Here is a 22012-nt window from a genome sequence, read left to right as displayed (position 1 = left end):
CGGATCAGAACTTCACGCCGGCGGTAAACGAGATCAGCCGCGGAACCGGATTGGCCGATTGCGGATCATAGCCACGCGTCGTGTCGACGAAGGGCGGATCGCGGTCGAAGAGGTTACGCGCATCGACCGACACAGTGATGCGCGGCGTGATGTCGTAACCGAGCGACAGGTCGACCGTGTCATAGGCCTTCACATATTGCTTCGGCACCACGGTGTTGTTCCGGTAGCCCGACAGATGGTTCAGGGTCGCCCGCGCACGGAAGCCGTTCCACGCAATGCCGGTGTCGGCCTGCATCCGAAATTTCTGCGAGAAGCCGATCGTGTTGAGCACATCGACCAGCCCCGATCCCGGCACCGCCTCGAACTTGTAGCGCGTGTAATAAGTGCCCTGCACACCGGCATCGAGCTTGAAGTCACTCCATTGCCAGCCATAGTTCAGGCCGAAATCGATCCCGCTGACCAGCGACGTGCCGAGATTCTGCCGCCGTCCGTCAGCGATGAACGCGACCGCCGATGCGTTGATCGTGTTGTTGATCGGCAGCCCCGAATTGATCAGCGCGGTGATCTGCGCCTGAGTCGGGGAAAGGTTGCGGAACGCCGCATAGATCGGGTTGGTGAGCAGGCCCGCCGTGCCGCGCAGCGCCTGGATCTGGTTGGTATAGTTGATGTCGAAATAGGTCGCGGTCGCGACCAGCCCGGGCACGCCGCGAGGCGCGATCTCGAGGCCGACCGACCAGGTCTTGGCGGTCTCCGGCTTCAGGTCGGGATTGCCGCCGGCGATGCCGATGCCGGTCAGGTTCCCGTTCGGCCCGGGCAGGGTGTCGTAATAGAGCCCGGCGCCGCCCGCGATGGTCGACACCTCGGTAAAGGTCGGCGCGCGGAACGACGTGCCATAGCTGCCGCGCAGGGTGACGCCATCGACCGGCTTGTAGGTCAGCCCGATCTTCGGGTTGGTCGTGTCGCCGAAATCGCTGTAATCCTCATAGCGCCCGGCGACCGACAGGCTGAGCTGCTCGATCCCCGGCATGGCATTGTCCACCCCGACGATCGGCACGAACAGCTCGGCGAACACGGCCTTCACATTGCGCGATCCGTCATCGGCGACATGGACCTGCGCCGCGCTGTTGCCGGTCGCGAGATCGGTGAAGGTATATTCCTTGCGATATTCGCCGCCGACCGCGAGGCGGACATTGCCGCCCGGCAGCGCGAACAGCGATCCATCCATCTGCGCGTTCACCACATCGAGCCGCGTCGCCCCGGTGATGACGAAATAATTGTCGTTGATCCGCGCGAGCGTCGCCGCATTGTTGGTCCCGCCGAACACGTTGAGCGCGGTCGCGGGATTGGCGTCGGCCAGCGCCGCGTTCAGCGCCGCGGTGTTCACACCCTTGCGGCGATCCGCCACGTCGCGGGAGGCGCCGTGCGCATAATAGACCGTGCCGGACCAGTCGCCGAACAGCTTGGCCTCGACCCCGCCCATCAGGTTCCAGGAATAGGAATGATAGGGATTGCGATCGGGCCCGAGCTCCGGGAGCAGCGAATAGGTCACCGTTTCCTGCGTCGCACCGGCGACCGGCGAGACGAAGAACGGATTGGTGTTGCGCACCGTCGCGGTGAAGGTGTCCGCCGTGCCGAGGATGATGCCGTCGCGGTAGGAATAGAAACCATCGGCAAAGATGCGCACGCTGCCCACATCCTGCGTCACGGCACCGACCACGCTGTAGCGCTGCTGCTCCGGCACCACGGCATCGAGGCCGTTATAGAAGCATTTATTCGACGTGCCGGCGACCAGCGTGCCGACATTGGCCGAGGTCACCCCGCCCGCCGGAATGGCATAGGTGTTGCCGCCCGCGGTGATCGTGCCGGGTCGGCAATTGGTCGTGCGCAGGTCGCGCCCGCCGCGGGAGCGGTTGTCGTCCTGGTACCAGGGGAGATCGTAACCGCGCAGCGCCGAATTGCGGGTATATTCGCCCGCGATCATGGCGGAGCCGCCATCCCATTTCTTGCCCGCGATCGCCGAGACCTGCGCCTCGTTGTAATTGCCGTCAGTGAAGCCGTAGCGCGCCCGCGCCTCGATCCCGTCGACATCCTTGCGCAGGATGAAGTTGACCACGCCGGCAATCGCGTCCGATCCGTAGATCGCCGACGCACCGTCAGCGACGACCTCGACCCGGCCGAGCGCGATGCTCGGCAGCACGGAAGGGTCGGTATATTGGCCCTGGGTGCCCTGGGGCGGGAAGCGCTTGCCGTCATAGAGCAGCAGCGTCGCGCCGGTGCCGATGCCGCGCAGGTTGATGCCGGCGCCGCGCGTCGCATTGGCCGCGCCATTCTGCGCGGTGCCACCATTGCGGTTCGCGCCGAGCGAGACGACCTGTGGCACGCGCCGCAGCAGATCGTTGACCGAGGTGACGGGTTCCTGCGCGATCTTCGCCTGGTCGATCGCGATGACGTTGGAGCCGACCGGCGCGATGCCGCGGATCCGGCTGCCGGTGACGACCACTTCGGCAACGTCCTCGGCCGCGTCAGGCGTCTGATCGGCCGGTGCCGCCTGGCTGACGGGCTCGGCGGTCTGGGCCATGGCCGGGCCGGCAAAAGCGATCAGTCCGATCGCGGCGCTCGATGCGAGCAAGGCGTGACGGTTCAGCATCTGGATCATTTTCCTCTCCCCTGCCCTCCGCATCCGGCATCTGCGTGCCGTGACGAATGGACTCCCTTGAGCCCGGTGGACGCTCATCGCCGCACCGGAAGTAATGACTTATAACAATCTGTATAAGCTGATTGCAAGCGCTTGCAAGCCTGCCGATCCGTCGATAGGCTGGCCGTTGAAATCAGGCGGATTCCCGCGCCACGACCGGTCAATCGGCGTGCGACTCGGGCGTCGAACAGGGAGAGACGGATGCGGTATCGGCACCTCGCGCGCGGCACGGCGATGACCAGCTTGCTGGCGGCCATGGCCCTTTCCACCGCGTCCGCCCAGGTCAGCCCGCAGGCCAACGCCGACCTCGCCAGGGAGATGGCGGCGCAGCGTGCCGCCTATGCAGCGATGCCCGATACGCCCGGCACCGGCCCCTATCCCGCGGTCAAGCAGGTCGTCGCCTCCCTGCCCGATCATGTCGTCTATCGCCCGGCCGATCTGGCGGCGCTCGGCACGCGCAAGCTCGGCATTCTCGCCTGGGGCAATGGCGGCTGCCGCGCCGACGGTGCCGGCGCGCGGCTCCACCTCGCCGAGATCGCCTCGCACGGCTATCTCGCCATCGCACCCGGCGCGATCCTCAGCGGCCCGGGCGCGCAGCCGGCCAAGGTGCCCGAGCGCGGCATCGATCCAGCGACGGGCAAGCTGCCCCCGGTCGCGACTACGTCAGCCGCGCTGATCGCGGCGATCGACTGGGCCTATGCCGAGAACAAGCGGCCGGGCAGCCCGTTCTTCGGCAAGCTCGACACCGACAGGATCGCGGTTTCCGGCCATAGCTGCGGCGGGCTCCAGGCGCTCGAGGCAGCGATCGATCCGCGCGTCCACGCCGTGATCATCCACAATAGCGGTATCTTCGCTGACGGCAGCAACCCGATCAGCGGCATCACCGTCGACAAGGCATTGCTCAAGCGGCTGCACACCCCGGTGCTGTACATTCTCGGCGGGCCGAAGGACGTCGCCTATCCCAATGGCATGGACGATTTCAAACGGATCGACACCGTGCCGGTGATGGTCGCCAATCTCGGTGTCGGCCATGGCGGCACCTTCACCCAGCCCAATGGCGGCGCGGCGGCAGCGGTGGCGGTCGACTGGCTCGACTGGCAATTGGCGGGCGACAAGCGCGCCGCGCTACGCTTCACCGGCAAGGACTGCGGCCTGTGCACCGACCCCGCCTGGACGGTCGAGCGCAAGGGGATCGAATAGGGTCTTCACCTCAAGCCTGTCGTCATGCCGGACTTGTTCCGGCATCCATTCCTCCGCAAGCGCCGCAGATGTTGTGTTTGCGGACCGATGGACCCCGGAACAAGTCCGGGGTGACGGTCTGTTTTAGTCGTTCGGCCGACCAAACTGTCATCACCGGCACGTCTTCCCCCGCACGCAGGGCCGCAGCATCGGCGCCGGCATATGGGCCACGAAGGTCGCGGCCGGAGCCGGCCAGCGCCGCGTATCCAGCCGTTCCCCCAGATAGGACAAGGACGCCAGCACCACCGGGGTCGGGAAGTTGCAATGCCCCGCGCCCTCGACCCATAAAGGCTTCACCAGCGCGCCCCGGCCGCTCGCTTTGGCCGCATCGGCATAGGCCTGTTGCAGCGACGGCGAGGTCAGGCCGTCGCCCGTCATCTGTACCGCCAGCAGCGGCGCCAGCGGTTTCGCATCAGGGGTATAGTGGCTCGTCATATACGCCACCGCCGCCGGGTCGGCCGCCACCCGCTCGCTCCTGGCCAGCACGGCCAGGTCAGCGTCGAGATCGATCCCCACCTCGCGGTACAGCGCCCGCACCATCGCCTCGCGGCCCGATATCTTCAACTGCGCCGCATAATCGACGCCGGTGTTCCACGAAAACACTCCGCCCGCCCGGCGCTCCTGATCGCCGCGCGGCAGGAACACGCCCATCGCAAAGCTCTTCGCCATCTCCGATTGCTGCGCAGCATAATCGCCGACCGTCGGGTGTTGGCTGTTCGGCGTCGTCCATCCCGGCAGGCCGGCCAGCACCGCCGCCAGCGCCACCCGAGCACGCCCGGCGGCACTGCCCTGCGCCTCCTTCAGCGCGGCCGTCACCCGCCCCGCATTCTCGCGATCGTCGCCCGTCCGCACCAGCCTGATCCCGGCCTCGGGCGCGACCAGCGTACGAAAGGCATAGGCGCCGTCGAGCGCCATGTTCATCATGCCGATCGCCCCGCCGATCGACCCGCACAAGGCCAGCCCGCCATCGACCCGGCGCGGCGACCGCTCGACGATCGCGGTCGTCACCAGCGCGCCCATCGACATGCCCCAGGCGATGACGCGTTTCGGCTTGCCGAACTTCCGCTCGAACGCGGCGAGCGTGCCGAGCTGGTCGGGCACCGCCGACTCCAGCGCCCAGCCGCCATCGGCATAGGTCGACCCCGCCAGCGCATAACCCGCCGCCAGCAGCTTCTCGCGATGTGCCGCCGGGCCATCTTCCGCGGTGCTGCCGCGAACCTGCGAATAGCCATGGCTCCACAGCAGCAACGTGCCGTTCCAGTTCGCCGGGATCGTCGCGCGCCACAGCGCGCCGTCGGCCAATGTCCCGTCCGCCTGCCGCACCGCCGGATCCTGTCCGCCGGCCGCCACGGGCGTCGTCATGATCACGGCCAACGCGGCTACTATCCCGCGTACAAGGCGCATGCATCTCTCCCTCACCGGTCATGATAGAGCCGATGAAAGCGTTTGCAATGTCGCTTGTTGACGTCAGTCTCCGGGCGGCCCGAGATAGTCGGCGCCATAGACCGCGGCCCGGATGTCATGGTGTAGCGTCCCGTCGAATGGCCTGACCTGCACGAAGAACACCACTGCCATGTCATTGGCCGGATCGACCCAGAACAGGGTCGTCTCCGCCCCATCCCAAAAGAACTCGCCGACTGCGCCGCGATTCTCCTTCGCGTCGCGCGGCCGCGCCGTGCGCACCGCGAAGTCGAAGCCGAACCCGACTGATCCCTTGCCCGGCAGGAAGAAACGCCGCGTGATTCGCGGGTCGAGCTGGTCGGTCGACATCAGCCTCACCGTGGACGGCGCGAGGATGCGCACGCCCTCCAGCGTGCCGCGCCCGAGCAGCATGCGCGCGAACCGCATATAATCGTCGAGGGTCGAGGCGAGCCCGGCCCCGCCCATCGTCAACCGGCGCGGACCGAAATTCAGCGCGCGTGTCTTCTCGTCGGGCTGGCGCAGAAGCTTCCCGTCGGTCTGTTTGTCATAACTCGCCGCAAAGCGCGCGAAACGCTCCTCGGGCTGAGTCCAGCCGGTCTCGCGCATGCCCAGCGGATCGAGGATCGCGCGCCGGACATGCTGTTCGAACGGCTCTCCCGTCAATTTCTCCACCAGCAGGGCCTGAACATCGACCCCGGTGCTGTAGCTCCATTCAGCCCCCGGATCGAACAGCAAAGGCACCTGCGCCAGCTTCCTGCCCATCTCGTCGAGGCTGTTGGTCAGGGCGAGCGGATCGATCTGATGGAAGATCATATCGGCGGTAGTATCGCGCATGCCATAGGAGAACCCCGCGGTATGCCGCATGATGTCGCGCACGCTGATCGGCCGCGCCGGCGCACGCAGGACCGGCTTGCCGTCCGCCCCCGTGCCGTCGATCACCTTCACCGCGCCGAACTCGGGCAGATAGCGTTCGAGCGGATCGTCGAGCCCGAACTTGCCCTGCTCCCACAGCTGCATCAGCGCGACGCCGGTCACCGGCTTGGTCATCGAGAATATCTGCACCAGCGTATCGCGCCGCATCGGCCGGTGCGCCTCGCGATCGGCCTCGCCCGCCGCACCGAAATAGCGTTCCGCGCCCTTCTGCCAGACCAGCGCCGAGGCGCCCGTCGCGCGGCCGCTGGACACCATCTGGCGCAGCGCCGCGTCGATTCGCGCCCGGTCGATGGTGACGCCTGCCTTGTCCGCGCCCGCGCCTCCCGCACCGGCCCACGCCATTTTCGGTGCGGCCAGGCCGAGCATGATCGTGGCCAATGCGCTGCGTCGCTGCATTTCAGCTTCTCCCCTGTCGCCGCCCACGATAACGTTCACAACGCTGGCTTTACAAGAGACTTACCCGAGGCCAGCCTTGACCGGAAGAGGATTGCCGCCCGATGAGCCCGCTCATCCTGATGACGCTCCAGGCGGCAAGCCTGGCCGCGACCAACTACACCGTCGACGCGCCGATGGAAGCGCCCTCCACGGTGCCCGACTGGGCCGACGAGTTCGACGGCAAGCGGATCGACACCGCCATCTGGCGCTTCGACACGGAGCGCAACGCCCAGGGCTGGTTTAACCACGAACTGCAATATTACGCCCCCGAAAATGCCTCGATCGAGCAGGGCGCGCTGGTCATCGAAGCCCGCCGCGAAAAGCTGCCCATCAAGCCCGACTGGGGCGGCCAGGCCTATACCTCCGCCAAGCTCGTCAGCCGCAAGGCCCATGGCCATGGCTTCTACGAAATCCGCGCGAAACTCCCTTGCGCCCGCGGCACCTGGCCCGCGATCTGGCTGCTCCCGCCCGACGGCAAATGGCCCGACGAGGGCGAGATCGACCTGATGGAAATGGTCGGCTGGCAACCGCGGATCGTCCACGCGACGCTCCACACCGGCGCCTTCAACCACGCCAGGGGCACACAGCGCGGCGCCGAGAAGCTGGTGCCGACCAGCTGTTCCGACTTCCACCGCTACCAGCTCGACTGGCGCGCCGACTCGATCACCATCGGCGTCGATGGCCGCGCCTATCTACGCGTGAACAACGACCAGCCCGGCGGCAAACCCGCCTGGCCGTTCACCCGCCCCTATAACCTCATCCTCAACCTCGCCATCGGCGGTGACTGGGGCGGCGCGAAGGGCGTCGACGATTCGGCGCTGCCGCAGCGCATGAGCGTCGATTATGTGCGCTACTGGAAACCGCGATGAGCGACATCACCGTCCATCGCATCGGCCGCGAGCAACAGCCGCTCGTCGTCATCGACGATTTCGCGCCCGATCCCGACGCGCTCCGCGCCACCGCGATCGCAGCCGAGTTCGGCCCGGCCCTGCACCATTATCCCGGCATCCGCGCCCCCCTGCCGGCGGCGTACATGTCGACGCAACAGCCGGTCATCGCCAGGGTGCTTGCGGACATCTTCGGCCAGCCCGGCACGATCGCGCTGATCGACGCCAGCTTCTCGATGGTCACCACCGATCCCACGGCGTTGTCGGTCCAGCAACGCCTGCCGCATTGCGACGCCTTCGCGGTCGAGCGAATCGCACTGATCCACTACCTCTCCGAAGGCAACGGCACTGCCTTTTTCCGGCACCGCTCGACCGGGTTCGAGACGGTCGACCAGATCCGCGCCCCGATCTATCTCGGCCAGCTCGACGCCGAGCTTCGCCATGGCGGCGAACCGCCGCACAGCTATGTCGCCGGCGACACACCCTTGTTCGAGCGCACCCTGCTTGCCGAGGCGCGCTTAAACCGCGCGCTGATCTACCGGAGCTATGTTTTGCACAGCGGCGCGATCCGCCCGGACGCGCAGCTCTCGCCCGATCCCGCCAAAGGCCGCCTGACGGTCACTGCCTTCCTGTCGGTGGAGAAAATATGATGGAGACGAACCCGACCCGCCGGACGGTGGTCGCCGGACTTGCCGGAACCGCTATCGCCACGGCGGCCGGCCCCGCCACGGCCCGCACGCGCGATCCCGATCTCGGCCCGAACGTCCTGATCGCCGACCCGTCAATGCCCCGCGCCGAGCTGCAGCAGCGGCTCGACGCGATCTTCCAGTCGATGGAACGCGCGCATTTCACGGACGAGCGCCACGCCATCCTGTTCAAGCCCGGCCGCTACGATCTCGACGTCAATATCGGCTTCTTCACCCAGGTCGCCGGGCTCGGCGCGCTGCCCGGCGACGTGATCGTCAACGGCCATGTCCATGCCGAGGCGGACTGGGCCAAAGGCATGGCGCTGGTCAATTTCTGGCGCGGCGTCGAGAATCTCGCAGTCCGCCCACCTGACGGGGCCGATCGTTGGGCCGTATCGCAGGCGGCCCCCTATCGCCGGGTCCATCTCGCCGGCGACCTTGCGCTCGACGATGGCGGCTGGTCGAGTGGCGGCTTCATTGCCGATTGTCGCATCGACGGGGTGATCCGCTCCGGCTCGCAGCAGCAATGGTTCACCCGCAGCAGCGCGCTGCGCGGCTGGCAGGGATCGAACTGGAACATGATGTTCATGGGCGTCGAGGGCGCCCCCGCCACGAGCTTTCCCGATCCGCCCTATACCAGCATTCCGACTGTGCCGATCATACGGGAAAAGCCGTTCCTGCACATCGACGCGTCCGGCGCGTGGAAGGTGTTCATGCCTGCCCTCCGCCGCAACGCAAGCGGCGTGAGCTGGGAAGGCGGGAAACCGCGCGGCACCTCGATCCCACTCGCGCGCTTCTTCATCGCCAGGCCCGAAATGTCGGCCAGCCAGCTCAATGCGGCGCTGGCCCGTGGCCGGCATCTGTTGCTCACGCCGGGCATCTACCGCCTCGACGCGCCCCTCCGCATCGCGCGCGCGAACACCGTTGTCCTCGGCCTCGGCCTCGCCACCCTGCTGGCGGAGAGGGGCAGCAAGGCGATCGCCGTCGCGGACGTGCCCGGCGTCACCATCGCCGGGCTGATGATCGACGCCGGCCCCGCCCTTTCACCCGTACTGGTCGAGATCGGGCCAAGGGGCGCCAACCGCGATCACCGCGCCAATCCGACCCTGCTCTCCGACCTGTTCTTCCGCGTCGGCGGTGCGACGATCGGCAATGCCGAGACCTGTCTCGAGATCAACAGCCACCACGTCATCGGCGACCATCTGTGGATCTGGCGTGCCGATCATGGCGACCGGGCAAGCGGCCGGATCCATGTCGGCTGGGACGAAAGCATCGGCAATCAGGGGCTGGTGGTGAACGGCGACGACGTGACGATGTGCGCGCTCTTCGTCGAGCATTTCCGCCGCTACAACACGCTGTGGAACGGCGAGCGTGGCCGGACCTGGTTCTACCAGAACGAGCTGCCCTACGACCCGCCGAACCAGGCCGCGTACATGGCCGGCACCATACGCGGCTGGGCCGCCTACAAGGTCGCCGACCGGGTGGAGGACCACCAGGCAGTCGCGCTCGGCATCTATGCGAACTTCACCGCCGACCCGAGCATCGTCGTCGAAAGCGCGATCGAGGCGCCGCACAAACCGGGCGTCCGGTTCTCGAACGTCACGACCATCTCGCTCGGCGGCGGCAAGGGCACGATTGCGCATCTCGTCAACCAGGCCGGCGCCGCGGCAGAGCCCGGGGCGATCAAGCAGACGCTGGTCAGCTATCCCTAGAGTTTCGGCCCGATTGCCCCCTCTCCGTTCGGGCTGAGCTTGTCGAAGCCCTGCTCTTCCCTTCCGCGGAAGAAAGAACAGCCCTTCGACAAGCTCAGGGCGAACGGAGAGTGGTAGTCTGATTCTAACGCCGCCCGCGCACCCCGATCACGCTCAGCCCGCCGCACAGGGTCAGCCCCACCAGTGCCAGCATCAGCGTGCTGAAATCGCGCGGCGTCGCCAGCGACCAGGTCAGCAACGGGCCGAGGAACGAGGGCAAGGTATTGGTCAGGTTGATCAGCCCGAGATCGCGCCCGCGATGATCGGGGTCGGGCAGCAACTGCATCGCAAAGGCCGCGTGCAGCGGCAGGAACACGCCCGATCCGATCGCGTAGAGCGCGAACGCCGCCGCCCCCATGGTCCAGTCCCGGGCAAACGCCATGCCGAGCAAGCCCATCGCCGCCACCATCGCCGCGGCGAGCAGGAACGGCTTGCGGCGATCGATCCGGTCGGACAGGCGGCCGACCAGCACCGCGATCGGCAGCGGCACGATGAAGGATATCGCCAGCAGATGCCCGACCCGCAGCGCCAGGTCGCGCGGGTCTTCACTGGTGATGCTCTCGAAATAATAAAGCAGGTACAGCGACAGCACCGCGCCCGCGACCTGCACGAACAGCCGCGCCGCCCAGGCGATAGCGAGATCGCGCCGGGGCGAGGTGAAAACCGGGCGCGGTTCGCTCCCGACCGGCACCGGGATCGACCGCGACAGCAGCAGCGGCGTGACGCACGCCGTGAACGCCAGCACCACGAGCCCGAACTGAGTCACCTCGCCCAGCCGGTGCAGGCCCACCACGATCGCCAGCACCGCCGACGCCGAGGGGTTGGCCAGCGCCAGCAGGCCGCCGGTCAGACCCTTTTGCGCATCGGGCACTTCGTCCGCCATGATCGCGGCGAGCGGCCCGAGCATCGCGTTGAGCGCAACCTGGAACAGGATCGTCGCCATGATGATCGCCCCCGGCGTCGAGGCCGCCGCGACCAGCGCATAGGTAAGGGCCGTCACGATCATCCCGCCCGCCACCCAGCGACGGCGCCCGCCACCCGCGGCGACCGACCGGTCGCTCAGCCAGCCGAACAATATGCCGCACAGGCTCGCCGCGATCGCGCCGCACACCACCGTCGCGGTGAACACATCGATCCGCGCCGCGCCCGACACGCCCTCGATCTTCATCGGCAGCAGCATGCTGAGCAGCGGCATATACGCCATCACCCCGCCGGCATGCGCGATCGCATAGATCAGCAGGAAGCCGATCGGCCGGTGGCCGGTGCGCGGTCCGGCCGCGAGCGCAGGAGCGGGGGGGAAAGGCATCAGCGGTCGCCCGACCTTGCCCGTGCCGGCGGCAATCGGCAACTGCCGGGGTTGGGGGCGCCGATCCTTAGTGTCGGCTCATCATCCCTCAATCGTCACCCCGGACTTGTTCCGGGGTCCATCGTGGTCCAAGCGCAGCGCTTCATGATGCACGCTGCGCCTCGCCGCAGAATGGATGCCGGAACAAGTCCGGCATGACAGAAGTGCTCACGGCTTCATCGTCGCCGCCGCCACCGTGGCGGTCGAGACGATCGAGCGATCCGTCGCGTCACGCCCCAGCGCCACCCGGTATGTGCCGCCCGCGATCCGCCACCCGGGCAGCTTGACGTCATAATCAGCCAGGATGCGTGGCTCGGCGGTCAGGGTCACGCGCCGCACCTCGCCCGGCTTCAAGGTGATGCGCGTGAACGCGGCAAGGCGCATCGGCGCCTTCGATCCCTCCCGCGTGACATACAGTTGCGGCACGTCGGCGCCAGCGCGGCTACCGCTGTTCACCACCTCGAACGAGAGGCTCAGGGTCTTGCCCCCGGTCACCACCGGCCGCCGATAGGTGAAGCTGGTGTAACTGAGCCCATGCCCGAAGGCGAAGAGCGGCTGCCGGCCCTTTTTCTCGTACCAGCGATAGCCGACATCGGCGCCCTCGACATAATCGACCGGAAAGCTCGCCAGCTTGAACTTGCTCGCATTGGCAGGGTCCGCCGCTGCCTGCGCTTCGAGCGAGGTCATCGTATCGAGCCCGACCGGCGCCGGGCGCGGCGCCTGCTCCGCCGAAGCAAGGAAGGTGATCGGCAGGCGGCCCGAGGGATTGACCCTGCCCGTCAGCACATTGGCGATCGCCTCGCCGCCGCGCTGGCCGGGATACCAGGCCTGTACCACCGCCGGCACCGCCTTGATCCATGGCATCAGCACGGGCCCGCCGGTCTCGAGCACCGCCACCGTCTTCGGCTGCGCCGCGGCCACCGCCGCGATCAGCGCGTCCTGCCCATCGGGCAGCGACAGGTCCGGCACGTCCTGCGCCTCGGTCGTCCACTGAGTCGCAAACACGATCGCGACATCGGCACCCCGCGCCGCCGCTGCGGCCGCCGCAACGTCCTTGCCGTCGACATAGCAGATCTCGGCTTGCGGCATCGCCGCGCGCAACGCCTTGAGCGGCGCGGACGCATGATAGGTGACGCGCGCGAAGGACATCGCCGCCCCGGACGTCAGCGGAATCTCGATCGGGGCACCGCCGACCGACCGCACCTGGCTCGATCCGCCGCCCGACAGGACGCCGACATCGGCATTGCCGCCGATCACCACGATCCGTTTCGCCGTCGCCGCGAGCGGCAGCACGCCGCCGTCATTCTTCAGCAGCACGATGCCCGCCTCGGCCGCGCGCTGCGCCACCTCGGCATGCTGCGCATAGGGGATCGGCTGCACCGTATCCGCCACCGGCGCGTCGAACAGTCCCGTCTCGATGAGCCCGGTCAGATAGCGCACCACCATGTCGTCGAGCCGCGCCATCGGCACCTTGCCCGCCTCGACATCGGCCTTGAGCCTGTCGAAGAAGATCTCGCTGTCCAGTTCCTGGCCCGATTCCTGGTCGAGCCCGGCATTGGCGGCCTTGGCGGTCGAATGCACCCCGCCCCAGTCGCTCATCACCCAGCCTGGATAGCCCCAGTCGCGCTTCAGCACCTTGTTCAGCAGGAAGTCGTTCTCGCACGCCCAGTCGCCATTGACCTTGTTGTACGAGCACATCACCGAGCCGGGCCTGCCGCGCTCGATCGCGATCTGGAAGGCAAGCAGGTCGCTTTCGCGGAAGCTCGCTTCGTCGATCCGCGCATCCACCACCATCCGACCGGTCTCCTGCGCGTTGAGCGCGAAATGCTTGACCGTGGAGACGATGCGGTTGGACTGGACCCCGGCGATATGCGCGCCCGCCAGGGTGCCCGCGAGCAGAGGATCCTCGCCGAGATATTCGAAATTGCGTCCGTTCCACGGGTCGCGCGTCAGGTTGACGCCGCCCGCGAGCAGCACGTTGAAGCGCTTGGCGCGCGCTTCCGCGCCGATCATCACCCCGCCGGCGCGGGCGATCTCGGGGTCGAAGCTCGCCGCCGTCGCCAGGCTCGACGGCAGCGCGGTGGCGACATCGCCCTTGCGCTGCTCGACCTGGTTGGCGACGCCGAGCGACGCATCGCTCTCGCGCAGCAACGGCACGCCCAACCGCGGCACGCCGTCGATATGGCCGGCCGAGGGGATCAGCTCATGCCTGGTCTTGCCCTTGGCCATGGGCGGGAACAGACCATGGACCAGCCCGATCTTTTCATCGAGCGTCATCTTCGCGACGATCGCGGTGGCCCGCGCGCGGGCGTCCTGCCTGACACTCTTGGTGCCGACGCTCTTCCTGGCGGCGCTCTGCGGCTGGGCGATGCTCGCCGCCGCCCCCGTCAGTGCGAGAACCGACACCGCGGCCAATATGGCCTGCATCCTTTTCGACATCCTCTTTCCCCTCGAATCCGTTGCCGATTTGCACCAGCCCGGTGATGATTTGCGCGGGTGGCGAAACCCGCAATCGCCCGAAAACATGCAAATTGCTAACGTTCACAACCACTCAGGCCGATTCGGTGCCATTTGCGGCTTTCCGCGAAGGACCTTGACAACGCACGACAAATTTCGCAAGTGAACGTTATCAATAAAGTGCGGATCAAGCTGCACTGATAAAACAGGGGAGGATATATGCGGCGTCGTTCTACTCGCGTGCTTTCGCGATTCGTGGTTGGAGCATCGGTTCTGGCGATCGCCACGGTGTCCGGCACGGCCCATGCGCAGGACGCGAATGCAGCGGGTGGCCTGGTCCAGGATCAGCCGGCTGCCGATGAACCCGATATCGTCGTCACCGGCATCCGCGCCAGCTTGCGGCAGGCGCTCGACATCAAGCGCGACTCGCAGGGCGTGGTCGATGCGATCTCGGCCGAGGACATCGGCAAATTCCCCGACACCAACCTCGCCGAATCGCTTCAGCGCATCACCGGCGTGTCGATCGACCGGTCCAACGGCGAGGGCTCGCTCGTCACCGTCCGCGGCTTCGGGCCCGAATTCAACCTGGTGACGCTCAACGGCCGCCAGATGCCGACCGCGCTGATCGGCGACGGCGGCAGCGCGCCGTCCTCGCGTTCCTTCGACTTCGCCAACCTCGCCTCCGAAGGCATCGCCGCGGTCGAGGTCTACAAGAGCGGTCGCGCCTCGATCGAATCGGGCGGCATCGGCTCGACCATCAACATCCGGACCCCGCGCCCGCTCGACCGGCCCGGCATGCGCGGCAGCCTCACCGTCAAGGGCGTGATCGACAGCTCGCAGAACGGCAAGAACGACATCACGCCGGAAGTCTCGGGCATCTTCAGCAGCACCTTCGCGGACGACCGGATCGGCATCGCGATCATCGGATCCTACCAGAAGCGCAAGGCAAGCACGAACCAGGGCGTCGTCGGCTGGCGCGACGGGTATCTCGGCAACGAGAACAACTGGGGCTCGCTGGCGCAGCCCGGCAGCCCGGGCGCCGCGAACATCACCAACCGGCCCGATCCGACCGATGTCTATCAGGTGCCGCAGAACGCGTCGTACGAGTTCAACGACATCGATCGCGAGCGCATCAACGGCCAGGCCGTCCTGCAATTCCGCCCGACCGACGAGCTGACCGCGACGATCGACTATACCTATTCGCGCAACACCGTCGAAATCCGCAACAGCAATGTCGGCATCTGGTTCAACCATGGCGACACGTCGAGTTCCTGGACTGACGGCCCGGTCGCCGGCCCGGTCTTCTATACCGAACGCTTCGCGGTGCCGGATGCGGGGTGCGTGGCGCCGTCGACGGTCTGCAACGTCGGCAAGGACCTGTCCTATAGCGGCTCGCTCACCGCCAACCGCGCCGAGAACAAGTCGCTCGGCGGCAACCTGGTGTGGAAAGCGCCGGGCGGGGTGACGGTGACGCTGGATGGCCATCATTCCACCGCGGAAGTGAAGCCGACCAACCGGTTCGGCTCGAGCATGTCCGTCGGCACCGCGATCTTCGGCGTCCAGAACCAGACCATCAACTTCGACCACGATCTGCCGGTCATCTCGTACAACATGGCCCCCGGCATCGACCCGCTCAACGCGGCGCTGATCACGCCGACCGGCAACGCCTTCCGCAACGCCTATTTCAGGGACGAGATCAATCAGGCCCAGCTGGCCATTCACTATGATCATGAAGGCGGCTTGCTCGACGGCCTCGATTTCGGCGTCTCCTATGTCGAGAACAAGGTCCGCTCGGCCTTCGGCACCATCCAGAACGACAGCTGGGGTGGTATCGGCCCGGCCTCGTCGGTCCCCGACAGCATGTTCACGCTCGCGACGCTGCCCAACCTGTTCCCGGGCCTGGCGCAACAGGGCATGGCGCAGAAATTCTACACCTTCAATTTCGAGGACATGGTCGATCTCCTCGAATCCAAGTTCAAGGCGTGCAGCCAGCCGCGATCGGGCGCCTCGATCCAGGGCAGTTGCCTAGCGCAGTTCAACACGGACCGGCGCATCACCGAAAAGACGCTGGCGCCTTATGTGCAGGTGGCCGGGAAGTTCGACGCGTTCGGCAATCCGGCGCACATCGTCGCCGGCGTGCGCTACGAATCGACCGACATCACCTCGTCGGCGCTCGTGCCCGTCCCGTCCAGCACGCAGTGGGTGGCGGACAACGAGTTCAACGTGGTCCTGTCGGGCAACAGCGCCTTCACCCGATTCGACGGCCGGTACGATAACTGGCTGCCGTCGATCGACTTCGACATTTCGCCGCTCCACAACGTCAAGCTGCGCGCCTCGTACAGCCACACCATCACCCGCGCGAGCTATGACCTCATGCAGGGCGGGCGGACGCTGGACGGGCTGTTCCGTGTCGGCGGCGGCACCGGCGCTCAGGGCAATCCGGGCCTGATCCCGTACAAGTCGAAGAACATCGATCTATCGGCCGAATGGTATTATGGCCGCGACAGCTATGTGTCGGTTGGCTATTTCCGCAAGAGCGTCGCGAACTTCATCGCGTCCACGCGCTTCGACACCACTGCCTTCGGCCTGACCACCCCCCAGGGCGGTCCGCGCTACAATGCAGCGGTCGCGGCGATCGGGCCGAATGCGACGGCCACCCAGATCCGCCAGTATATCTTCGCGCATTACCCGCAATCGTCGAACGCGGCGCTGGGCCTGATCTACTCGCTGCCCGAGGATCCGGCGCTCAACTTCAAGATCACCACGCCGGTGAACAGCGATCAGACGGCGACGCTCCATGGCTGGGAATTCGCCATTCAGCACAGCTTCTGGGATACCGGCTTCGGCGCCATCCTGAACTACACGATCGTCGACGGCAGCGCGGTGTACGACAATACCAAGCCTTCGACCGTCACCCAGTTCGCGCTGACCGGGCTCAGCAACAGCGCCAACGCGGTGGCGTTCTTCGACAAATACGGCATCCAGGCGCGCGTCGCGTATAACTGGCGCGACGAATTCCTGAACTCGACCGGCATCAATCCGACTTACACCGAAGCCTATGGCCAGGTGGACGCGAGCGCGAGCTACGAGTTCATGAAGGGCATCAGCGTCTTTGCCGAGGGCATCAACCTGACCGGGTCGGGCCGGCGCCAGCATCTGCGGTCCGATCGCAACGTGACCGTCGTCGCACCGGGCTTCGCGCGCTACTCGTTCGGTGTTCGCGCGGCGTTCTGATCCGACCGTTGGGACATTGCCGGTGACAGGAAAGCCACCCTCCGACGAGGGTGGCTTTTCCTCTCCTGGCGCGGCAAGTTGCCGATCGTGGATGAAGGCGCGTAGCGTGGACGAGGCAGTCTCGAGGGTCGTGATCGTCGGCGGCGGCACCGCCGGCTGGCTCGCGGCGTGCCTCATCGCCGCGCGCGCCAACCCGGCGGCTCCGGCGCCGCTTTGCGTGACGCTGATCGAATCCCCCGATATCCCCACCATCGGCGTCGGCGAGGGCACCTGGCCAACGATGCGGCGGACGCTGGAGCGGATCGGCATCAGCGAGACCGAATTCCTGCTCGCCTGCGACGCTTCGTTCAAACAGGGCTCGCGTTTTATCGGCTGGCGCACCGGCGGCGATGGCGACGCCTATCTCCACCCCTTCGTCGCCCCGATCGACGGCGATCCGCGCGACGTGGTGGCGGCATGGCACGATGCCGCGCCCGGCCGCGGCTTTGCCGACACGGTCACGCCGCAGGCGCGCCCGTGCGCGCTCGACCTGGCGCCGCGCCAGCGCACCATGCCGGATTATGCCGGCGCGCTGAACTATGCCTATCACCTCGACGCCACAAAGCTGGCGGCGCTGCTGAGCCGGCACGCCACCGATCGGCTCGGCGTGCATCTTGTCCGCGACCATGTCGTCTCGGTCGAGCGGCGCCAGGGCGGCGACATCGCGGCGGTCCGTACCCGGGCGTCGGGCGATGTCGCGGGCGACCTGTTCATCGATTGCACCGGCCACGCCGCCCTGCTGATCGGCGGGCAATATGGCGTCGATTTCCTCGATCGCAGCCACGAGCTGTTCAATGATCGCGCACTGGCCGTGCAGGTGCCGGTCGCGCCCGACAGCCCGATCGCGTCGCAGACCAACGCTACCGCGCACGCCGCAGGCTGGATCTGGGACATCGGCCTGCCGACCCGGCGCGGCGTGGGCTGCGTCTATTCGTCGCGCCACGCGAGCGACGAGGAGGCCGAAGCGACCCTCGCCGCCTATCTGCGCCGCGCCCTGCCCGGCGCCGATACCGACCGCCTGACCTTCCGCCGCCTCACCTTCCGCTCGGGCCATCGCGAGCGTTTCTGGGAGCGCAACTGTCTCGCGATCGGGCTGTCGGCGGGTTTCCTCGAACCGCTTGAGGCATCGGCGATCGTGCTGACCGAGCTGTCGCTGGAGGCGCTGCTCGACAATTTCCCGGCGACCCGCGACGTGATGCCGATCCATGCGGACCGCTTCAATACGCTGTTCCGCTATCGCTGGGACCGGATCGTCGAGTTCCTCAAGCTTCATTATGTGCTGAGCGCGCGCGACGAGCCCTATTGGCGCGACCACCGCGATCCTGCCTCGATCCCGCCGCGCCTGGCCGATCTGCTCCGCCTCTGGCGCGACCAGCCGCCGTCGCGTGCCGACCTGCCCGCGGCGGAGGAGATCTTCCCCGCGGCGAGCTATCAATACATCCTCTACGGCATGGGCTTCCCCGCCCCGCCCGCCGGCGCCATCCTCGGCGCGCCCGGCAACGGCGTGACGCAACAGCTCGGCCAGGTCGAGCAGCGGTCCCGCGTGCTCGCCGCCAGCCTGCCCACCAATCGCGCCTATCTCGATGCGCTGCGCGCGCATCACGCTATGGCGCCTCCCATGGAAAATACGCGCTGATATGCCCGAACACGCGCTTCTCACCCTCGAAGACCATCGCGACCTCCGCGTGCGCACTGATCGCGGTATCGCGCTGGGCGATGCGGTGATGTGCGCCATCGCGGTGCCAAGCGAGTTCCGCCGCGTGCAGGACGACTATCCGATCCTGTTCCGCCTGAATGCGGAGCGCGACCGCTTCACCGCGCTGGCCATGTTCGGCTTCGATACGGGCGAGAATCTGTTCCTCGACGATGGCCGATGGGATGCGCGCTACCTGCCGCTGGCGATCGACATCCAGCCCTTCCTGATCGGCGGATCGCCGTCGGAAGGCGGCGACAAGCAGGTGCATATCGACCTCGCCAGCCCGCGGATTGGCGCAGACGGTGTGCGGCTGTTCGACGAGGATGGGCGGCCGACACCCTATCTCGAATCGATCACACATAAACTGGGCGAACTCGACCTGGGTTATCGCGAGTCCGAAGGCTTTTTCGCCGCACTCGATCGCTACAAGCTGCTCGAGCCGCTGACGCTCGAGATCAAGCTCGACGACGGATCGACCAACCGCCTGGTCGGCTTCCACGGGATCGACGAGGATCGGCTGCGCGAGCTCGACGCGGCGACCTTGGGCAAGCTGCACGCCGACGGCCATCTGATGCCGATCTTCATGGCGATCGCGTCGCTCGGCCGGCTGCGCGAGCTGATCGCGCGCAAGAACCGCCGGATCGGACATGGCTGAGGCCGACCCCGGAATCTTCGAGGCGCTCGCGCCGGTGCCCGAGGTCGAGGTCGAGGTCGCCGACGCCGCCGCGCTCGACACCCTCCTGCGCGAGGCCGATCGCCCCTTCGTGGTGCGCGGGCTCGTCGCCGACTGGCCGCTGGTCCAGGCAGGCCGGCGCTCCAACCGCGACGCGCGCGCCTATCTGCTGGAGCGGCACCGCGACATTCCCTTCGCAGTCTCGGTCGGGTCGCCGGCTTCGGGCGGACGGCTATTCTACGACGACGCGATGGGCATGAACTTCCACATGCTGCGCGCCCGGTTGTCGGAGATCTTCGCCAAGATCGAGGCGAACGAAGGCCGGGCGGACGCCCCGCCGATCTATCTCGCCTCGATCGACATGCACGAATTTTTCGACGGCCTGCACGAGGCGAATCAGGTCGATCTCGGCGACCGCGCGCCGCTCGCCAGCATCTGGATGGGCACGCGCACGCGCATCGCGGCACATAACGACGTGCCCGACAATCTCGCCTGCGTCGCGGTCGGGCGCCGCCGCTTCACGCTCTTCCCGCGCGACCAGTTCCGCAACCTCTATCTCGGCCCGATCGACAATACGCCGGCCGGCCGCGCTATCAGCATGGTCGATTTCCACGCGCCCGATTTCGCGGCCCACCCGCGCTTCCGCGAGGCGCTGGTCCACGCCCAGACCGCCGAACTCGACGCCGGCGACGCGCTCTACATCCCGGCGCTCTGGTGGCACCATGTCGAGGGGCTGGAACCGTTCAACATCCTGATCAATTACTGGTGGCGCGAGGCCCCGCGCTGGTTCGGCCAGCCGCAGGACGCGCTCAACCATGCGCTGCTGTCGATCCGCGATCTGCCCGACGACCAGAAGGCCTATTGGCGCGACCTGTTCGACTATTATGTCTTCGGCAATGGCGACGACGTGACCGCGCATATCCCCGAGCAAGGCCGCAGCATCCTCGCCCCCCTGACCCCCGAAAGCGCTGGCCGGATCCGCGCCTTCCTGCTGAGGCAATTGAGCCAATGACTGACGGCATGCCGCACCCCCGACGCATCGTCATCGCCGGCGGCGGCACCGCGGGCTGGATGGCGGCGGCGGCGATCGCACGGACGATGGGCCGGACAGTCGAGGTCATCCTGGTCGAATCCGATGCGATCGGCACGATCGGGGTCGGCGAATCCACCATTCCCCCGCTCGTCACCTACAACCGGCTGCTCGGCATCAACGAAGCCGATTTCATGCGCGCCACCCAGGCGACGTTCAAGCTCGGCATATTGTTCGACGACTGGAAGACGATCGGTAGCCGCTATTTCCACAGCTTCGGCCTGACCGGCAAGGATCACTGGTCGGCCGGCTTCCAGCATTTCTGGCTCTACGCGCGCAGCAAGGGCTATGAGCAATCCTATGACGACTATTGCCTCGAGCTGATCGCGGCTTTGCAGGGCAAGTTCGCGCACCTCCCCGACGACGGGATGAACTACGCCTATCAGCTCGATTCCACGCTCTACGCCAAGTTCCTCCGCACGATGGCCGAGGGCGACGGCACGAAGCGCGTCGAGGGCAAGATCGCGCAGGTCGATCTCGACGGCGAAAGTGGCGACATCGCCGCTTTGCTGCTCGACTCCGGCCCGCGGATCGAGGGCGACCTGTTCCTCGACTGCACCGGTTTCCGCGCGGTGCTGATCGAGCAGGCGCTGCATGCCGGCTTCGACGACTGGACGCATTACCTGCCGTGCGACAGCGCCATCGCGCTCCAGACCGAAAATGTCGGCCCGCCCGTCCCCTATACCCGCGCCATGGCGCATGACGCCGGCTGGCAATGGCGCATCCCGCTGCAGCACCGTACCGGCAACGGCCTGGTCTATTGCAGCCGCTATCTGTCGCGCGACGATGCGCTCGAACGGCTGCTCGGCAATGTCGAGGGCGCGGTGCTGACCGAGCCCAACATGCTGCGCTTCACCACTGGATCGCGCCGTCGCCAATGGTATCGCAACTGCATCGCGATCGGCCTGTCGGGCGGCTTCATGGAGCCGCTTGAATCGACCAGCATCCACCTGATCCAGCGCGCCGTGCTGCGCCTCATCCGGATGATGCCGCTGGGCGAGATCAGCGCGCGCGACGTCGCCGAGTTCAACGACCAGCAGGACGAGGATACGCGTCAGATCCGCGACTTCCTGATCCTGCACTACAAGGCGACCGAGCGCCGCGACAGCCCGTTCTGGCGGCAATGCGCGGCGATGCCGATCCCCGATACGCTCGCCCAGAAGATCGAGCTGTTCCGCGAGACCGGCCGCGTCTTCCGTAAAAACGAGGAATTGTTCGCCGAGAACAGCTGGGTCCAGGTGATGATGGGCCAGGGCATCGTGCCGCGCTCCTATCATCCGATCGCGGCGAAGCTGCCCGATACGGAGCTCGACAAGCTGCTCGGCACGATCCGCGACCATGTCACCCGCACCGTCGCCTCGCTGCCCGCGCACGGCGCCTATGTCGCCCGCTATTGCGGCGCGGCCACTCCAGCCGCGCGGGGCTGACCG

General features: G+C 66.9%; 14 protein-coding genes. 9 read left to right on the top strand and 5 right to left on the bottom strand.

All coding sequences use genetic code 11. The features are described from left to right. Window positions 1–4 precede the first annotated feature (4 nt). A complete protein-coding gene (locus tag ACZ1I5_RS00890) occupies window positions 5–2656 on the bottom strand; it encodes a TonB-dependent receptor (protein ID WP_465171862.1) in 2652 nt (883 codons plus the stop codon). Window positions 2657–2896: 240 nt separating this feature from the next. Between ACZ1I5_RS00890 and ACZ1I5_RS00885 the strand changes: the two genes are divergently transcribed. Beyond that, window positions 2897–3895, top strand: coding sequence for a dienelactone hydrolase family protein (locus ACZ1I5_RS00885; protein WP_465171861.1), 999 nt, complete (start codon window positions 2897–2899; stop codon window positions 3893–3895). Window positions 3896–4045: 150 nt separating this feature from the next. On the opposite strand, the gene ACZ1I5_RS00880 is transcribed toward ACZ1I5_RS00885, so the two are convergent. Together ACZ1I5_RS00880 and ACZ1I5_RS00875 are read right to left on the bottom strand one after the other, a co-directional pair. Next, complete coding sequence (locus tag ACZ1I5_RS00880; protein ID WP_465171860.1) at window positions 4046–5338, bottom strand: alpha/beta hydrolase family protein; 1293 nt, start codon at window positions 5336–5338, stop codon at window positions 4046–4048. Between the two features lie 63 nt (window positions 5339–5401). Next, on the bottom strand, window positions 5402–6685 hold the full coding sequence (locus ACZ1I5_RS00875) for a serine hydrolase domain-containing protein (RefSeq protein WP_465171859.1): 1284 nt from the start codon (window positions 6683–6685) through the stop codon (window positions 5402–5404). A 101-nt stretch (window positions 6686–6786) separates the two neighbouring features. Here ACZ1I5_RS00875 and ACZ1I5_RS00870 point away from each other — a divergent pair, with 101 nt between their 5' ends. From ACZ1I5_RS00870 to ACZ1I5_RS00860, 3 genes are read left to right on the top strand one after another with little or no spacing between them, the layout of a single operon-like run. Further along, on the top strand, window positions 6787–7593 hold the full coding sequence (locus ACZ1I5_RS00870; RefSeq protein WP_465171858.1) for a glycoside hydrolase family 16 protein: 807 nt from the start codon (window positions 6787–6789) through the stop codon (window positions 7591–7593). Next, a complete protein-coding gene (locus ACZ1I5_RS00865) occupies window positions 7590–8261 on the top strand; it encodes a DUF6445 family protein (RefSeq protein WP_465171857.1) in 672 nt (223 codons plus the stop codon). Before ACZ1I5_RS00870 ends, ACZ1I5_RS00865 begins: the two co-directional genes overlap by 4 nt. Next, window positions 8258–10009 (top strand): adenylyl cyclase, encoded by a 1752-nt coding sequence (locus tag ACZ1I5_RS00860; RefSeq protein WP_465171856.1) that lies wholly within the window; start codon window positions 8258–8260, stop codon window positions 10007–10009. Before ACZ1I5_RS00865 ends, ACZ1I5_RS00860 begins: the two co-directional genes overlap by 4 nt. A 124-nt stretch (window positions 10010–10133) precedes the next feature. On the opposite strand, the gene ACZ1I5_RS00855 is transcribed toward ACZ1I5_RS00860, so the two are convergent. Together ACZ1I5_RS00855 and ACZ1I5_RS00850 are read right to left on the bottom strand one after the other, a co-directional pair. Next, the gene (locus ACZ1I5_RS00855) at window positions 10134–11354 is read right to left on the bottom strand and encodes an MFS transporter (protein ID WP_465171855.1); all 1221 of its coding nucleotides are present in this window, start codon (window positions 11352–11354) and stop codon (window positions 10134–10136) included. A gap of 207 nt (window positions 11355–11561) precedes the next feature. Continuing rightward, window positions 11562–13820 carry a beta-glucosidase gene (locus tag ACZ1I5_RS00850; RefSeq protein ID WP_465171854.1) on the bottom strand — a complete coding sequence of 753 codons (2259 nt, stop codon included), beginning with the start codon at window positions 13818–13820 and terminating at the stop codon, window positions 11562–11564. Window positions 13821–14069: 249 nt separating this feature from the next. Between ACZ1I5_RS00850 and ACZ1I5_RS00845 the strand changes: the two genes are divergently transcribed. The 5 genes from ACZ1I5_RS00845 (at window position 14070) to ACZ1I5_RS00825 (ending at window position 22009) form a co-directional block, all read left to right on the top strand. Continuing rightward, a complete protein-coding gene (locus tag ACZ1I5_RS00845) occupies window positions 14070–17084 on the top strand; it encodes a TonB-dependent receptor (RefSeq protein ID WP_465171853.1) in 3015 nt (1004 codons plus the stop codon). Window positions 17085–17190: 106 nt separating this feature from the next. Beyond that, window positions 17191–18759, top strand: a complete 1569-nt coding sequence (locus tag ACZ1I5_RS00840; protein WP_465171852.1) for a tryptophan halogenase family protein — start codon at window positions 17191–17193, stop codon at window positions 18757–18759. A gap of 1 nt (window position 18760) precedes the next feature. Then, window positions 18761–19474: a SapC family protein gene (locus tag ACZ1I5_RS00835; protein WP_465171851.1), complete on the top strand. Its 714-nt coding sequence runs from the start codon at window positions 18761–18763 to the stop codon at window positions 19472–19474. Next, window positions 19467–20504, top strand: coding sequence for a cupin-like domain-containing protein (locus ACZ1I5_RS00830; protein ID WP_465171850.1), 1038 nt, complete (start codon window positions 19467–19469; stop codon window positions 20502–20504). The genes ACZ1I5_RS00835 and ACZ1I5_RS00830 overlap by 8 nt, the downstream gene beginning before the upstream one ends. Continuing rightward, window positions 20501–22009 carry a tryptophan halogenase family protein gene (locus tag ACZ1I5_RS00825; RefSeq protein WP_465171849.1) on the top strand — a complete coding sequence of 503 codons (1509 nt, stop codon included), beginning with the start codon at window positions 20501–20503 and terminating at the stop codon, window positions 22007–22009. Before ACZ1I5_RS00830 ends, ACZ1I5_RS00825 begins: the two co-directional genes overlap by 4 nt. Window positions 22010–22012 lie beyond the last annotated feature (3 nt).

This window comes from Sphingomonas sp. BL-S-30 (genome assembly GCF_055521475.1).
The sequence above is the reverse complement of the archived record's forward strand: the minus strand, read 5'-3'. Positions and strand labels throughout refer to the sequence as shown.

What these genes read in the sequence shown, in the direction of transcription:
- ACZ1I5_RS00870 (WP_465171858.1), top strand. Translation starts at nt 6,787, where the DNA reads ATGAGCCCGCTCATCCTGATGACGCTCCAGGCGGCAAGCCTGGCCGCG.
- ACZ1I5_RS00825 (WP_465171849.1), top strand. Translation starts at nt 20,501, where the DNA reads ATGACTGACGGCATGCCGCACCCCCGACGCATCGTCATCGCCGGCGGC.
- ACZ1I5_RS00880 (WP_465171860.1), bottom strand. Translation starts at nt 5,338, where the DNA reads ATGCGCCTTGTACGCGGGATAGTAGCCGCGTTGGCCGTGATCATGACG.
- ACZ1I5_RS00865 (WP_465171857.1), top strand. Translation starts at nt 7,590, where the DNA reads ATGAGCGACATCACCGTCCATCGCATCGGCCGCGAGCAACAGCCGCTC.
- ACZ1I5_RS00885 (WP_465171861.1), top strand. Translation starts at nt 2,897, where the DNA reads ATGCGGTATCGGCACCTCGCGCGCGGCACGGCGATGACCAGCTTGCTG.
- ACZ1I5_RS00890 (WP_465171862.1), bottom strand. Translation starts at nt 2,656, where the DNA reads ATGATCCAGATGCTGAACCGTCACGCCTTGCTCGCATCGAGCGCCGCG.
- ACZ1I5_RS00835 (WP_465171851.1), top strand. Translation starts at nt 18,761, where the DNA reads ATGCCCGAACACGCGCTTCTCACCCTCGAAGACCATCGCGACCTCCGC.
- ACZ1I5_RS00850 (WP_465171854.1), bottom strand. Translation starts at nt 13,820, where the DNA reads ATGCAGGCCATATTGGCCGCGGTGTCGGTTCTCGCACTGACGGGGGCG.
- ACZ1I5_RS00830 (WP_465171850.1), top strand. Translation starts at nt 19,467, where the DNA reads ATGGCTGAGGCCGACCCCGGAATCTTCGAGGCGCTCGCGCCGGTGCCC.
- ACZ1I5_RS00845 (WP_465171853.1), top strand. Translation starts at nt 14,070, where the DNA reads ATGCGGCGTCGTTCTACTCGCGTGCTTTCGCGATTCGTGGTTGGAGCA.
- ACZ1I5_RS00875 (WP_465171859.1), bottom strand. Translation starts at nt 6,685, where the DNA reads ATGCAGCGACGCAGCGCATTGGCCACGATCATGCTCGGCCTGGCCGCA.
- ACZ1I5_RS00860 (WP_465171856.1), top strand. Translation starts at nt 8,258, where the DNA reads ATGATGGAGACGAACCCGACCCGCCGGACGGTGGTCGCCGGACTTGCC.
- ACZ1I5_RS00855 (WP_465171855.1), bottom strand. Translation starts at nt 11,354, where the DNA reads ATGCCTTTCCCCCCCGCTCCTGCGCTCGCGGCCGGACCGCGCACCGGC.